The following is a 15789-nucleotide window of genomic DNA, read 5'->3' as shown; positions in this document are numbered from 1 at the left end:
CTAATCTACCGCATACTTATTTGATAACTTAATTTGAACGAAGGAAACAATTGCAATCAAAATGAATAAGACAATTGCGATCGCATTCGCATAACCAAATGAGTTATTCTTGAAGGCATAGTTATAAACTAACAATCCAAGTGAAGTAGTTGCGTTGTTAGGACCACCAGCAGTCATGGCAAAGATTTGGTCAAAGGCGGTTAACCCACTCTTTAAGGCTAAAATAAAGACCATTGAAATACTTGGCAACATGTATGGTAATTCAATCTTCCAAAAGATTTGGCGACTATTAGCACCATCAACGGCAGCAGCTTCTTTAATTTCATCTGGAATACTTTGCAGTCCAGCTAGGAAAATAATGATTGGCATGGCGCCCCCTTGCCATAACAAGACAAAGATCGTAGCAATGATCGCACCAGCAGTTGTTCCTAGTAAACTAGTTTCTAGCCAACTAATATGGAAGAAATTACCAATTGCAGGTAAACCATAGTTAAAGACTTGCTTGAAAATCAAAGCAACTGTTAAACCTGACAAAACTGCTGGGAAGAAAAACCAAGCTCTAAAGAAAGTCTGCCCTTTAATCTTAGAATTCAAAGCCCGAGCTACTAAAATCCCCAAAACAATTTCACCGACAATCAAACAAATCGTTAGAATTGCGGTAAAGCCAATGGACTTCATGAAGTTTTGGTCCATCATTAACAATTTGTAGTTGTTAAAACCAACAAATTTATAGTTATAAGTTAACCCTGTCCAATTGGTAAAACTGTAAAAGGCACCTTGAAACAGTGGAAAGTAAAAGAATACTGCTTGCAAAATTAACGGAACTATTAAAAAGAGCCAGCCCCAATATTTTTCAATAAAACCTTTAGATTTCATATCTTTGCATCCCCTTAGTTAGAAGCTTTCATTGGGTTAAAGAACGTGTTCATATCATTAACCATTTGTTGCTTATTGCCTGTCATCAAATAGCTTGCGGTTAAATTGAAGAAGTCATTTTCACTCGTCCAATCCTGTGCAAGCCAAACCATATCATGCTTAGTGAAGGCAAGTTGTGCTAAACCACCAAGTTGAGAATCAGGTCCCTTTTGCTTTACGCCTTTAACGGCAACTGGACTACCATCAACGTTATAGTATTTTTGCATGGCAGCTGGAGTGGTCATGTAAGCAACGAACTTTTCTGCAGCTTTTCTGTGCTTAGTCTTAGATGAAATTGATAAAGCTAAGTCACCTGAGCCAACAGTCATTTCGTGATTAGGCTTAGCAGCTGGGAAAGCAAAGGTTCTTACTTTAAACTTAGGCTTTTGTTGGTTAATCATTGGCAAAGCCCATGAACCATTAGGCATAATTAAACTCTTTCCTGTTGCAAAAGAAACAACTGCATCGTTGTAACTAGCTCCTCGCCAACCCTTTTTGGGCATTTTCACGTAAAAGGTTCAACCGCATAAAATCTTTTTGAATATATGGATTATTTACTTTAATTCCATTTGGTGCAGAGAAGCGCAGTAACTTATTAGCTTGCTTGGCACCACCAGTAACAGTTGCCAAAGACAATTGGTGATAACCATTCAAAGTCCAAGGTTCAGTACCGGCAACAGCAAATGGTGCTTTTCCACTTGCCTTAATTTTCTTTACTGCTTGAACAAAATCTGCCCAAGTTTTTGGTGGCTTAATACCTAGTTTTTCAAATTCAGTTGCATTATAGAAAAAGCCATAAACATTGGCACTCAGTGGTGCGTTATAGATTTTGCCATTAATCTTAAATGAATCCGCATAGTGATTCTTAATGTTCTTAATATATGGTGCATGAGTCATATCCAAGAAATAACCAGCCTTAGCCCATTCTTGGAAGTCAATGTTTTGTGGATAAATATTAATGACGTCTGGTACATCTCCTGACAACATTCTAGTCTTTAAAACTGTCCCAGCATCAGGCACATCTAACTCTTTAACGTGAATGTTAGGATTCTTTTTTTCAAAATCCTTAATAATTTGCTTTAAAGTTCCTGACATTTCCTTTTTCTGATTGAAATATTCAATCGTAACCTTTTTGCCAGCTTGACTATCCTGCTTCTTGCTGCAAGCTGACAAACTAATTAGTGTTAAAGTAGCCGCGGTAATAACAGCTATGCGTTTAAGCCATTTATGCATGTTACTTTCAACTTCCTCTCAATAATCAAATCTCCACGTTTGCTTATATTCTAAGCGCTTTCATTTCATGCATTATTATTGCATAACCTTTTCCAGAATAACATAGTTTTTTAAAACAAATGCCTGTCATTTTATGTTTTAAACATTTTGACATTATTTGCTTCGAAGTAATTATAAAATCAATGTTTAACAAAATACCCATCTACAAATTGACATGATAAGAATGTAATTATGCTTTATTTAGCTAAAAGGCTCATCTTTTTTGCCATCTCCTAGCTTTTTTCATTACAATAGTATTAATGAAACAGAAAGGAATTCCAATCTATGAAACAAACCGAATGTACAACTATCTTAGTTGGTAAAAATGCTACCATTGATGGTTCAACCATGATCGCTCGTAGTGAAGACGGCGGAAGAACCATTATTCCTGAAGGCTTTAAAGTCGTAAATCCAGAAGATCAGCCTAAGCACTATGAAAGTGTCATCAGTCACCAAAAGATCGATGATGCGGACTTAGCTGAAACACCACTCCGCTATACTAGCGCACCAGATGTTTCTGGTAAAAATGGTATCTGGGCTGCAGCCGGAATTAACTCTGAAAATGTAGCCATGACTGCAACTGAAACCATCACTACTAATTCAAGAATTCAAGGTGTGGATCCTTTACTTGACCCAAGTGAAGGTGGACTTGGTGAAGAAGACTTTGTCACTTTAACCTTGCCATACTTGCACAGTGCTCATGACGGCGTTAAACGCGTAGGTTACTTACTCGAAAAATACGGTACCTACGAAATGAACGGCATGGCCTTCTCAGACAAGGATGAAGTTTGGTATCTTGAAACCATTGGTGGTCACCACTGGATTGCTCGTCGCATCCCAGATGATGCTTACGTAGTAGCTCCTAACCGCTTGAATATTGATGAATTCAAGTTTGACGATCCTGACTTTGTTGCTGCTAGTGACTTAAAGGATTTAATTGATGAATATCACTTAAACCCAGATCGCGAAGGTTACAACATGCGTCACATTTTTGGTTCTTCAACCATTAAGGATGCCCACTACAACAACCCACGTGCTTGGTACATTCACAATTTCTTTGATCCAGATTTTGGTGGTACTCCAAGTGATCAAGATCAAGCCTTCATTTGCTACGCTAACCGGAAGATTAGTCTTGAAGATATTAAATGGGCTGAAAGTTCTCACTACCAAGACACTCCTTATGATGCTTATGGTGATCAAGGTACTCCTGAACAAAAGAAGACCTTCCGTCCAGTTGGGATTAACCGGAACTTTGAAACCCACGTTTTGCAAATTAGAAATGATGTTCCAGCTGAAATTGCTGGTATCCAATGGCTTGCCTTTGGTCCAAACACCTTTAACACAATGGTGCCATTCTACACCAACGTCACTACGACGCCAGAATCTTGGCAAACTACGCCTAAGTTTAACTTGAACAAGATTTTCTGGTTAAACAAGTTAACTGCTCAACTTGGTGATACCAACTACCGTGTATATGGTGAACTTGAAGATGCCTTTGAACAAAAGAGCTTGGCTCAATGCCACAAGATTCAACACGACACTGATAAGGAAGTTAAGGGGCTTACTGGTAAGGAACTACAAACTAAGTTAATTGCTGCTAACCAAAAGATGGCTAACACTGTTTACAACAATACTGTGGACTTATTAGGCCAAATGGTTGATGAAGGTCATGGTTTAATGACCTTGAAATACGACTTGCTTGATTAATGAATAATATTTGATAGCATACAAAAAGCTTTTCCGTTTGGAAAAGCTTTTTTCTTATCTTTATTTGTGTTTATGGATCAACCAACCCACTGCAATTATTAGAACTAGTAAAACTACTATTCCAGCAATTACAAAGATACTAGCTAAATTCATATTTGTTTACCTATTAAATCGAATCTTCCTTAACCGGATCCATTACTCCAGGAACCCCAGGATCATCAACTATCTTCACATTAGCACCTAATTGGCGTAGTTTCTCTTGTACCCGATCATAACCGCGCAAGATATTACCAGCCTTATCAATAATCGTGGTGCCATCGGCCATTAAGCCTGCAATCATCAAGCAAGCACCAGCTCTAATTTCACCTGCAGTAACTTCAGCGCCATGCAATTTCTTAGTTGGATGAGCCAAAATAATATTATCTTCGACCTTAATATCAGCACCCATTTTTTGCAATTGGGCAATATGACCTACCCGCTTAGGATAGATATTATCAATGACGACCCCTTCACCAGTCTTAGCTGTCAACAATAATGGCGTAATTGGCTGTTGTAAATCAGTTGCAAAACCTGGATAAACATCGGTCTTCACTTGTACCATCTTTAAGTCACCGGCTGGGTAAACATAAAGTGAATCTTCATCAGCGTCAATCACGACGCCCATTTCTTCAACCTTGGCCAAATAAGCATCAAGGTGTTCTTCAATAATGTTATGAATGCGAATCCCGTTACCAATGCAAGCAGCTAAAGCAACATAAGTGCCAGCTTCGATGCGGTCAGGAATAATCGTATGTGGAATTTGCGCCTTTAACTGATCAACACCTTCAATTCTGATTGAATCAGTCCCAGCTCCACGGATAGTTGCACCCATGTTGTTCAAAAAAGTGGCTAAATCAATAATTTCTGGTTCTTTAGCCGCATTTTCAATAATGGTCTGCCCTTGAGCAGTTACACTAGCCATGATAATATTCATCGTTGCTCCAACTGATGGCATCTTAAGATGAATCTTAGCACCATGCAGTCCATCTTCCGGAGCGGTAATAATTATCTGATCATTTTCATTCTTTACACTGGCACCTAAAGCTTCAAAGCCCTTAATATGTTGATCGATGGGACGAGGGCCAATATCATCCCCACCTGGAAAACCTACAATTGCTTTACCAAAACGGCCAAGAAGAGCACCCATAAAGTAATATGATGCACGTAAACTCTTGATCTTGCCCGCTGGCAATGGGCTCATCTTAATATCTTCTGGATTAATTTGCAAAGTGGTCTCATGAAAATCACAATGCACATCCATCTCTGCCAGCAAGTCCATTAAATTGTCAACATCCGCAATCCTTGGAACACCTTCCAAAGTTACGGGAGTTCTTGATAAAATTGATGCCGGTATTAGCGCAACTGTGGAATTCTTTGCGCCACCTATCCAAACGTCACCCTGCAATGGCTTTCCACCATGAATAATCATCTGCTTCATTGGCGAAAACAAATCCTTTTCTCTTACTTTCAATAATCATAATAATGTTATAGGAAAAAGAGCAAAAAAACAAGAGGTGAGGCTTGCTCATCTCCTGTAATTTTAAGATTTTGTATATTTCAATTAGAATTTTTCTTCTAGTAAATCGCTAGCTGCACCGATGAAGGCCTTGAATAAACCTTCTGGTCTTTGTGGACGACTTAAGAATTCTGGGTGGTATTGTGAAGCAATGAAGAACTTCTTCTTTGGTAATTCAATAATTTCAACCAAGTGATTATCAGGTGAAACCCCAGAGAAGACCATGCCAGCCTTTTCGAAGGCTTCACGGTACTTATTGTTGAATTCGAAACGGTGACGGTGACGTTCTTGAATAACGTCTTGATCATCATATGCAGCACGGGTCTTAGTACCCTTCTTAAGTGAAGCTGGGTAAAGACCTAAACGCAAAGTACCACCGATGTTTTCTTCGTCACGCTTATCAGCCATAATATCGATGATATTATTCTTGCAGTGTGGTTCAGCTTCAGCAGTATTCGCATCTTCCAAGTTAAGCACGTTACGGGCAAATTCAACACTAGCCATTTGCATCCCTAAACAAATTCCTAAGAATGGAATGTCATGTTCACGGACATATTTAATCGCTGTAATCATCCCTTCAAGGCCACGGGTACCAAAACCACCAGGAACGATTAAACCATCTGAGCCCTTCATAATTTCAGCAATATTATCTTCGGTCACATCTTCAGCTTGAACCTTATCAACATCAATCTTGGTGTTGTAAAGATAGCCCGCATGTTGCAAAGCATCAGTGACTGAAATGTAGGCATCTTCAAGTTCAACATACTTACCAACTAAAGTAATCTTAGTATGGTGCTTCAAGTTCTTTGCCCGTTCGTCTAACTTAGTCCAAGCCTTCATATCAGCTTCTGGAAGTGGACTTTCAAGATGTAAGAAATCACAAACCTTTTGATCCATTCCTTGTTTTTGGAATGACAAAGGCACATCGAACAATGAAGGAGCATCAATTGATTCGATAATGCAGTCCACTGGAACATCAGTAAAAGTCGAAATCTTATCTTTGTGTTCTTGGTCAACTGGCTTTTCTGCCCGAAGAACCAACATGTTAGGTTGAATACCGATACTTCTAAGTTCAGCAACTGAGTGTTGAGTTGGCTTAGTCTTCATTTCATGAGCAGCATGAAGTAAGGGAACTAAAGTACAGTGAATGTACATTACATTTTCTTCCCCAACTTCACGACGCATTTGACGGATAGCTTCCATGAATGGGGTTGATTCCATATCACCAACCGTCCCACCAATTTCAGAAATAATTACATCTGAATCAGTAGTTAAGGCTGCCCGCATGATCTTCTTCTTGATCATATCAGTAATATGAGGAATTACTTGCACAGTTGCACCATGGTAGTCACCACGACGTTCTTTTTCCAAAACTTCTTGGTAAATCTTACCAGTGGTTACATTAGAATACTTACTGGTTCTAACATCAACGATTCTTTCGTAGTGACCTAAGTCAAGGTCAGCTTCGGTACCATCATCAGTTACATAAACTTCACCGTGTTGGTATGGGTTCATTGTACCTGGGTCAATGTTAATGTATGGGTCAAACTTTTGCATGGTAACTTTCAAACCACGATTCTTAAGCAACCGACCCAAACTTGATGCAGTAATACCCTTACCAAGTGAAGATACGACACCGCCAGTAACGAAGATGTATTTTGTCATTAATCTGCTCCTTTTCAACTCTCTAAATTCTAACTGTTAAAATAAAAAAGCTCCCTGATTAGGGAGCTAAACGCACATAGGGTGCCCTAGAAAATACTATCTGCTTTTGGCAATTAAGTCAAGCAAATTAATCATCTTCGTCGTCATCATCGTCATCATTTAATTGTGACAATTGACCTTCGATGCCGTCTGGTAAGCTGTCGTCTTCGTCAGTGTTATCTTCATCAAAGTCGTCATCGTCACCATAATCATCATCTTCACTGTCACTAGTGGCGTCTAAGTCATCATCTTCTGGGTCATCATTATCGTAGTCGATAATATCATCACTACCAGTAGCAGAAGCTAAGAAGGCATTAACCTTCTTGTGGTGCTTTCTAGTTGATTCTTCGTCTTCATCTTCTGGGTGGTTTACTTCTTCATCAACTGATTCATATGGGAACCAAGTACGAAGAGCCCAAACATTTTCACCCATGGAAATGAATTCACCATCAGTGTTCATATCAGTATAAAATTGTGGCAAGCGTTCACGAATTTCTTCGTCACTCTTGTTCAAATACTTTTGCACTGCATTAACAATATCAGCAAAAGCCATTCTCTTGCCGTTATCTTCCAAAATTGCACGCGCAACTTCAATCATTGATAATTCGTCGCGGTTCTTGTCTTTAAAGTCGTCTAATCCCACAGTTGTACGTCCTCTCTTTTTACAATCCTTACCATTTTACTAAGCGTTTAAGTAAAAATCAACGTGACTGTATAGTTACCTACTAAGTATAGACCACTAAAGAGGTCATATTCAACCTGAAGTTTTTGTCCGTGGTCATCTTCTTCGTATTTTAATAAGTTGGTAACACTAGTCAGGTCCATTTGACGGCCAGTGACTACATAGCGACAAGCGGCTTTTTCTCCCGGAATAAATCGCATTAAGGAATAATTCTGCTCATCAGTGCCACGTCTGAGAATTAATTCATTCTCCTTCAGCAGCATTTTAACAGGAATTGTGCCATCTTCCAAATAAGAAACCCGCATAATACCTTTATTTTCTGTCACTTCACCGGTCATTTGTTTATGAAAAGTTTCTTGTTCTTTGTCTTGGGTAATTGTACTCGTTAATTCAATATTTCTTTTAGTCATACTCTTGCCTTGTTTGCTATAATCTAGATAGTTATATTTTAAGATAGATTTACTAAAAAATTAAGGATTCAGCTCGAGGAATTTATTATGCCAAGATTTCCAAGTGAAAAATTAAAAAATGAAGTCGTATTGCGCGATCCTGTGCATGAATATATCCATATTGAAGACAAAGTGATCTTTGATATTTTAAAAGCTAAAGAATTTCAACGCATGCGGCGAATTAAACAATTAGGTCCGATTAGCTATGTCTTCCCTGGTGCAACGCATACCAGATTTGAACATAATTCGGGCGTTTACGAATTAACTAGACGGATCTGTAACATCTTTGCCAGAAAATATCCTTCAATGGCGCCAAATGATGGCCTCTGGGACGATAATAATCGTCTACTGGTTGAATGTGCCGGCTTACTTCATGACATCGGTCACGGCCCTTATTCGCACACATTTGAGCACTTATTTGGGACTAATCATGAAAAGATCGGTCAAAAGATCATTACTGATCCCAATACTGAAATCAATCACGCCCTCAAACAAGTTTCATCTAACTTCCCTGACCAAGTGGCTAGTGTGATTGCGAAAACTTATCCTAATGCGCAAGTTGTCAAAATGATTTCTAGTCAAGCTGATGCCGACCGAATGGACTATTTACAACGCGATGCTTACTTTACGGGAGTCAGTTACGGTCAATTTGATTTATCCCGCATTTTACGAGTAATTCGACCTTATAGCGACGGAATTTGTTTTACCAATAACGGGATGCATGCTGTTGAAGACTATATCGTTTCGCGCTATCAAATGTATCAACAAGTCTACTTCCACCGTGTAGGGCGGTCAATGGAAGTATTATTGCACCACCTTTTACAACGAGCAAAAGATGTCTATCAAAAAGGCAATTTACAAGTTACTCCTAGTTTAGCCAAGTTTCTTGAAGGAAATTGGACTTTAGCAGACTACCTTAACTTGGATGATGGTGTGATGGAAACTAACTTCTCCATGTGGACTAAGGCAAATGATCCGATTCTTTCAGACTTAAGCAAGCGTTACTTGTACCGTAAGCCACTGGCTAGTGTCAAAATTAACAAAGAAACTAAGAACCTATTGCCCAAGCTCAAAACTTTAATTAATCAAGCAGGCTTTGATCCAGAATATTACACCGATACTAATTCTGCTTTTGATGAACCCTATGACGCTTACAAGCCCACTGGTAAAAATGCCAATAGTCAAATTGAAATTATGCAAGATGATGGCACTTTAATTGAACTTTCTGAACTCAGTCCGCTAGTTCGCGCATTAAATGGGACCTTCCAAGGAGATGAACGGTTCTTCTTCCCTAAAATCATGCTCTCCCAAAATGATGAGCCCCAAATTTTTGATCCGTTATACCAACAATTTCAGAAATATGTGCGTAACGGTGAACTGCGCTACTTACGTAGACCAAATAAGAAGAAAAAAGATAATTAGGCAAAAAGAAAAGTGTCTGGAAAATATTTTCCAGGCACTTTTTTAGTATTTTTTACCACAAATTAAATTTCGTTCTTTTCTTCGTAACGGTTGTTAAAGAGTGGTGACATTGGCTTGTGTTGTTGGATTAACTTAATAGCATCCCCCATAAGTGGGCCAACAGAAACAAGCAACATCTTATCAAGCTTCTTTTCAGCTGGTTGGTTGATTGAATCAGTTAAGACTAAGTTCTTAATTGGTGATTCGTTCAAACGCTTAATAGCTGGACCTGATAAAACTGCGTGGGTAGCTGAAGCATAAACTTCAGTTGCACCAGCATCAATCAAAGCTTGGGCAGCCAAAGTAATTGTCCCAGCCGTATCGATCATATCGTCGATAATGATGGCACGCTTACCTTTGACATCCCCAATAATGTTCATAACTTCGGCAACATTTGCCTTAGGACGACGTTTATCAACAATGGCAATATTAGTGCCCAAGAATTCAGCTAACTTTCTAGCACGAGTAACACCACCGTGGTCTGGAGAAACTACTACTGCGTTCTTTTCTAAATCATTACGCAAGAAGTAGTCAGCTAATAATGGAGCTCCCATCAAGTTATCAACTGGAATGTCGAAGAATCCTTGAATTTGTGGAGCATGAAGATCAAGTGAAAGAACACGATCTGCACCAGCTGTTTGGAGCATATCAGCTACTAACTTAGCAGTAATTGGTTCACGTGCACGCGTCTTACGATCTTGACGAGCATAACCGTAGTAAGGCATCACGATGTTAATCGTACGAGCACTAGCACGACGAACGGCATCGATCATAATCAGTAATTCCATTAAGTTATCATTAACAGGATCACTAGTTGATTGAATCAAATAAACATCTTTACCACGAACTGATTCATCAATGTTAATTTGAATTTCACCATCACTAAAGCGTTCAACGCTTGACTTACTGAGTGGTACCCCAACCCGATCAGCAATCTTTTGTGCTAATGGGACATTTGAATTAAGGGCAAAAATCATTAAATCGTCTTTATAAGACATAATTTCCTCCGTAAAAATATGCTAACAACTTCTATTTTAGCAAATGTTGGCTAAAAAGGAATCAATATAGCAAAGAAAATTATTCCTCTTTAGCTGCAGGAATAAAGATGACAGCTGCCTGACTATCAATAAATGGCAATAGTGCGCAATCACTAGGTGCAATTTGACCTAAGACATTAACTCCTTTATCAGCTGGCAAATCTCTTTTAGTAATTTGTACTTCACCAGCTAACGCAAAATACTCTTCATTAGCACAAGTAATACTGCCTTTTGGTCGCTCAGCAATCACTTCTTGTGGTGCAGTCGTAAATTGGCCTTTTTCAGCTAAGCGCACAACATCCCGTGCCACTCCCGCTTGGCTATGCCAATCATTGTCGAATAATGGCTTAAGCTCCTGCATGACTTGCAAAGTAATCGCATTCTTTTTCAAATAATTTGCAAAGCTTGTAATAGTATTAGCCTTTAATCCTTGATCAGCAATAAAAATCTGCTCGCAGCCTAATTGCCTTAGTTCAAGCATAGCAGCCAGTGGATGTTCACCGCGGTGGCTTTTCTAAGCTTGGTCTGCCGGCCATCACTGGACCAGTTAATTGTCCATCTCCAGGGGCAAAAGCCGTGATAGTTAAACCGTGCTCTTTTAACCAGCGATTTTTCGCACTGAACCAGTTTTCATCTAAGCCAGTATCTGGGTATTCATAGTAATTGTACCAAGCGGATAAATGATCAACCGCCGCATTATATTCCTTCAGTTGCACCAATTGATCATCAGTTAAGCTTTCTGCTCTTAAGGCTACTGGCAATGACTTCGATAATTTGGCCACTATTTCGGGTTTAACTGGCCCATTTAAAAAGATTCCAGCTAAATTCAAGCTCTGAACTTTTCCGACATCTGAAATTGCGACGCTGATCTTGGCTAAACTCGCTTCAGATACTGTTGCTACGAGATCTAAATCTAAGTTCTGACACCATTTAGCAACTTCTTTTAACCGTGAAGTGAGCAATTCTGCTTCCAAATTATCAATTTCAATAGTGGTATAAACCGTACTAAAGCCTGCATTACGCATGGCAATTAAATAATTATAATCGTCAGCCGTTAAGACCCGATTTAAGTATAATGAAAATCCTAACATTCTATTCTTTAAAATACTCCCATTTTCAAAGTAGATGCTTTAATCATGATCTTTATTTTAAGCTAAAAAATGATTTTCAAATCCTTTCACTAATTTTTGTATTCAAACTGTAAAATTTTACTATACAAAAACAGCAATCACCAATTGATGATTGCTGTCATTTTTTATGAATTATTAACTTAATTATTCAGCATAGTTAGAAATTGGAAGAGTAGTAACCGTTCCGGCAACACCGTTAATAGTTATTTGAGTACCATTAATTGCAACAGCACTTTCACTCACATTATTAGCAGCAGCGGCGGCCTTAATAATCGCAGCTTGTTCATCAGCAGTTAAGCTATTGATGTTAGCCACTTTAACTTTGCTGCCACCTAAACTAGCTTGTGCCTTGTTGATATCACTAGCAGCCTTGTTAACCGCAGCAACACTTGCAGTCGCATCAGTTAACAGCTTTTGACCTGCAGCAACAGCACTATCATAAGTGCTTCTTGCATTCATAGCTGCTAACTTGTAGGCATCTGAATTTCTAACTGTAGTAGCGTTATTAACAACTGATCTCAAAGCATTCTTTTCGGCATCAGTTGCAGGAGTATTAGCTTGAACAACTTCAGTTTCAGTATTCTTAGCAGTTAATGGCTTACCATCAAGAGTTGAAACAACGCTAGTCTTAATGTAACCATCTTTATCACTGGCTAACTTGTAGAATTGTTCAGCCTTCTTTTCTGAAGGAACCCAAAGCCATACTAATTCACTGACTCTTAAAGTTTTACCAGCCTTAAAGTTGTTAAGTGGGTTTTCAACACCCTTGCTGTTAAAGGTATTAGTATCTGAAGCAAGGGTTGCGATAGTAATATCGGTGGCACTACCATTGATACCATTATCAAGAACTGGGGCCTTAAAGCTTGGATCATCGATCAATGCTGGACCTTGAGTTACGGCAGCGTTGACAGCCTTAATCCATTGGGTATCTGAGCCATCATTACCAATTTGGTAGTACCACTTGTTATCAATTTGCTTAGCAGCTAAAGCTTGATATTGACCACCACGAGAAAGCTTTTGTTCTGGTGAGTAAGCATTGCCTTGGTCATCGTAAACTAAAGCATTCTTAACTAAAGTAATGTAAGTTTCATCAGCTGCAGTTTCAGTATCATCTGAAACATCAAGGTTTGAAGCCTTAACGTATTGACCCTTACCTAAATAAATGTACTTCTTGCCGTCAATCTTCTTAGTGCTGTAGTAGCTGACCTTTGCACCCTTCTTCAAGGTCTTAGCAGTCTTGATGCGCTTACCCTTTTTATCGTAAACATAAGCGTTGTGCAGTACCTTTGCTGTTGAAACATCAGCATCTTCGTCTTCTGCAGTTAAAACTGGCTTGGCGTTTGCAGTCTTAACGTATTGACCTTTACCTAAGTAGTAATACTTCTTACCCTTGATCTTCTTGGTGCTGTAGTAGCTGACCTTTGCACCTTTCTTTAAAGTCTTAGCTGACTTGATGCGCTTACCGTTCTTATCATAAACGTAAGCATTATGCGTTAATTCAACATCAGTGGTGTCAGAAGCTGATGATGACGTGGATGCAGCAGGCTTAGTAGTCTTTGCCGGCTTAGCATTCTTATTTTTCTTACCGTTAACTGTTGCTACATTAGCGGCCTTAATGTAATTGCCATTACCAATATCAAAGTAAAGTGCACCATTGATAGTAGTTGTGCCAAAAGCACTAAGTTGAGCAGTCTTACCAATTACTGGCCAAACCTTCTTACCCACCTTGTAGTTCTTGTTACGCTTACCATTCTTATCGTAAACGTAGGCATTGCGTCCTAACACAATTACATCGCCATTAGTCTTCTTTGATGATGACTTCTTGGTTGTAGCCTTCTTAGCGTTTGACTTTTTCGTTGTTGCAGCAATCGCAGTTGCACCATTTTGATTAGCACTAAGAATAGGGCTAACTGCCATTAATGTAGCTGCTGAAACCATGACCAATTTATGACTTAATTTCATATGTACCTCTACCTCATATACTTAATAAATTCAAACTTTATTCATTAAATATTGTAAAACTAAAAATATTTAAGACAAGTGTTTAACTTGTCCTTTTAAAACAATAATTCCATTATAACTCAAAAAACAAAGCCACTCCTTGTCGAAGTGACTTTATCATCAGTTATTAACATGTTTGTAAAAAAGATTGCAAAACCTTTATTTACCAACCTTAACTGCGCTAGCTTTAATGTAATAATGATTTGGCTTTAAAGCGTAGTATTTTTTACCCTTAATTGTCTTAGTACCTAAACCGTTAAGTTTAACATTTTTGCCAATGATAGCATTCTTTTTACTGCCCATGTAGCTCTTAACCGCCTTGCCGTTTTGGTCAACTACTTGAACTTTAGCGGTAGTTTCTAACTTAACTGGCTTGATAGCTTTTGAACTAATTTTTTTAGTGGATTTCTTAGTTACCTTTTTGGCAACTTTCTTAGTTACCTTTTTTGTATTCTTCTTAGCTACTTTCTTAGTAGCTTTTTTAGCAACTTTTTTACTACTCTTCTTAGCAGCTACTACTTTACCATTGGTAATTTTAACTAATTTGCCGTTTTCTTTGTATTGGACACTCCCCTTAGTGGCACTAGCTGGAAGCCAGTATTTGTAGTTGGTTTGAATCCCATAATACAATTTACCGTTAATCTTAGTTACATCCCAAATGACATAAGAACCACCCTTGTAGGCCTTCTTATCGGTCTTTTTGCCACTGCGGTCAACAAAGTACATGGTCTTGGTTGCAACTACCTTACTGTTTTTGCCATAAGTCTTATGGACTGTACTTGCAGCTTGAACTACATTGCCAGGATTAATTGCACCTGCAACTACTGGGCTAACACCCATTAATGCAGCAACAGAAACCATTACTAATTTACGACTTAATTTCATAATCTATCTACCTCAAAAAATAAAATTGAACTTCTATGTTCGTTTATATTGTAAGGCAAAAATGAATTAACGCACTTAAGAATTGGTAAAATCTTCAATTATTTTGCTTGCTTAACTAAAGCCTTAGTCTTATAAGCATATGCAGCTAAATATGGACCAGCTCCAGTAGCTAATTTAAGGGCGTGTACCTTCTTACCGTTTACTTTTCTAGTTACAGGTAAGTAGTAATTGCCATCCCCAGCTAAATTAACCCAATTATTGACATTGAAGCCCCGTTGATACTTTTGAGCTGCATAAATATTTTCGGTTTGCTTAATAAATTTGCTCAATTTAGTTGGGTTAACGCCATAAACATGTTTCTTAAAGTACTTCTCTGAGCGAACGTATAAATGATTATTATTAACTGCGTGCTTAGTAATCTTGAGTTGATAAATCTTTTTCTCATTGCCCTCGCGGTAGTACCATGTGCCCCGCGTAGCCTTCGGCGTGGTAAATTTACGCGCAATGCCATACTTAGTAGTTGCTGCTTGGGTATTTGCCTTAGGTAAAGCAAAAGCCATTACTCCAAGTAAGGCAATAAATGATAAAACGACTAATATTTTCTTTTTCATGATTTTTACCCCATGACTAAATTAGGATTTACTTTCACCTAAATTATAAACTCCAACAGGCGTAAGCGTCAAATAAAATAGTGTACTTAAAAACCGTCTCAGTTACTGTTATACTGAGGCGGTTATTTAAGTTCTCTTATTTACAATTTACTTGAATACTTTCTTGCCATGGTAAATAAGCTTCAAGGGTTTCCAAATTTAAAATCTCTTCATTCGGTAATTTTTGAAGCAAATAATTCAAATATTTTTCAGAGTCAAGTCCATTTCTTTTGGCAGTTTCAATTAAGCTCAGAATAATGCCACTAGCGGTGGCGCCTTTAAAGCTTTGAGAGAATAACCAATTCTTTCGGCCCATGACGAGTGATTTAACAGCTCGTTCA

14 protein-coding genes and 1 pseudogene are annotated in these 15789 nt (G+C 38.4%); 2 read left to right on the top strand and 13 right to left on the bottom strand.

Annotation, left to right across the window (positions count from 1 at the left end; all coding sequences use genetic code 11):
- Together EJK17_RS09460 and EJK17_RS09455 are read right to left on the bottom strand one after the other, a co-directional pair.
- Positions 1 to 876, bottom strand: a complete 876-nt coding sequence (locus tag EJK17_RS09460) for a carbohydrate ABC transporter permease (RefSeq protein WP_103661714.1) — start codon at positions 874 to 876, stop codon at positions 1 to 3.
- A 14-nt stretch (positions 877 to 890) separates the two neighbouring features.
- Positions 891 to 2148 (bottom strand): annotated as a pseudogene (locus EJK17_RS09455) (extracellular solute-binding protein).
- A gap of 324 nt (positions 2149 to 2472) precedes the next feature.
- Between EJK17_RS09455 and EJK17_RS09450 the strand changes: the two are divergent.
- The gene (locus tag EJK17_RS09450; RefSeq protein ID WP_103661712.1) at positions 2473 to 3894 is read left to right on the top strand and encodes a C69 family dipeptidase; all 1422 of its coding nucleotides are present in this window, start codon (positions 2473 to 2475) and stop codon (positions 3892 to 3894) included.
- A gap of 166 nt (positions 3895 to 4060) precedes the next feature.
- Here EJK17_RS09450 and EJK17_RS09445 read toward each other — a convergent pair whose 3' ends face one another.
- The 4 genes from EJK17_RS09445 to EJK17_RS09430 form a co-directional block, all read right to left on the bottom strand.
- Entirely contained in the window at positions 4061 to 5371 is a 1311-nt protein-coding gene (locus tag EJK17_RS09445) for a UDP-N-acetylglucosamine 1-carboxyvinyltransferase (protein ID WP_103661711.1), read from the bottom strand.
- 123 nt (positions 5372 to 5494) lie between these two features.
- The gene (locus EJK17_RS09440) at positions 5495 to 7114 is read right to left on the bottom strand and encodes a CTP synthase (RefSeq protein ID WP_103661710.1); all 1620 of its coding nucleotides are present in this window, start codon (positions 7112 to 7114) and stop codon (positions 5495 to 5497) included.
- Between the two features lie 127 nt (positions 7115 to 7241).
- A complete protein-coding gene (gene rpoE, locus EJK17_RS09435) occupies positions 7242 to 7796 on the bottom strand; it encodes a DNA-directed RNA polymerase subunit delta (protein WP_103661709.1) in 555 nt (184 codons plus the stop codon).
- Between the two features lie 47 nt (positions 7797 to 7843).
- Positions 7844 to 8245, bottom strand: coding sequence for a YwiB family protein (locus EJK17_RS09430; RefSeq protein WP_103661708.1), 402 nt, complete (start codon positions 8243 to 8245; stop codon positions 7844 to 7846).
- Between the two features lie 87 nt (positions 8246 to 8332).
- Between EJK17_RS09430 and EJK17_RS09425 the strand changes: the two genes are divergently transcribed.
- Entirely contained in the window at positions 8333 to 9706 is a 1374-nt protein-coding gene (locus EJK17_RS09425) for an HD domain-containing protein (RefSeq protein WP_127796384.1), read from the top strand.
- A gap of 62 nt (positions 9707 to 9768) precedes the next feature.
- Here the strand turns inward: EJK17_RS09425 and EJK17_RS09420 are convergent, their stop codons facing one another.
- The 7 genes from EJK17_RS09420 to EJK17_RS09395 all read right to left on the bottom strand — a co-directional run.
- Positions 9769 to 10743, bottom strand: coding sequence for a ribose-phosphate diphosphokinase (locus EJK17_RS09420; protein WP_103661706.1), 975 nt, complete (start codon positions 10741 to 10743; stop codon positions 9769 to 9771).
- Between the two features lie 79 nt (positions 10744 to 10822).
- Complete coding sequence (locus EJK17_RS11885; protein ID WP_236629346.1) at positions 10823 to 11263, bottom strand: phospho-sugar glycosidase domain-containing protein; 441 nt, start codon at positions 11261 to 11263, stop codon at positions 10823 to 10825.
- 16 nt (positions 11264 to 11279) lie between these two features.
- A complete protein-coding gene (locus EJK17_RS11880; RefSeq protein ID WP_236629345.1) occupies positions 11280 to 11873 on the bottom strand; it encodes a MupG family TIM beta-alpha barrel fold protein in 594 nt (197 codons plus the stop codon).
- A gap of 183 nt (positions 11874 to 12056) precedes the next feature.
- Positions 12057 to 13874: an SLAP domain-containing protein gene (locus EJK17_RS09410; RefSeq protein WP_103661705.1), complete on the bottom strand. Its 1818-nt coding sequence runs from the start codon at positions 13872 to 13874 to the stop codon at positions 12057 to 12059.
- Between the two features lie 198 nt (positions 13875 to 14072).
- Positions 14073 to 14798 carry a hypothetical protein gene (locus tag EJK17_RS09405; RefSeq protein ID WP_103661704.1) on the bottom strand — a complete coding sequence of 242 codons (726 nt, stop codon included), beginning with the start codon at positions 14796 to 14798 and terminating at the stop codon, positions 14073 to 14075.
- Between the two features lie 98 nt (positions 14799 to 14896).
- Positions 14897 to 15409 carry a hypothetical protein gene (locus tag EJK17_RS09400; RefSeq protein ID WP_103661703.1) on the bottom strand — a complete coding sequence of 171 codons (513 nt, stop codon included), beginning with the start codon at positions 15407 to 15409 and terminating at the stop codon, positions 14897 to 14899.
- Positions 15410 to 15545: 136 nt separating this feature from the next.
- Positions 15546 to 15789: transposase domain-containing protein (locus EJK17_RS09395; RefSeq protein ID WP_148669237.1), on the bottom strand; the 244-nt coding region annotated here is incomplete at its 5' end.

Origin of the sequence: Lactobacillus xujianguonis (assembly GCF_004009905.1) — a bacterium.
In the GTDB taxonomy this organism is placed as follows: domain Bacteria; phylum Bacillota; class Bacilli; order Lactobacillales; family Lactobacillaceae; genus Lactobacillus; species Lactobacillus xujianguonis.
The sequence above is the reverse complement of the archived record's forward strand: the minus strand, read 5'-3'. Positions and strand labels throughout refer to the sequence as shown.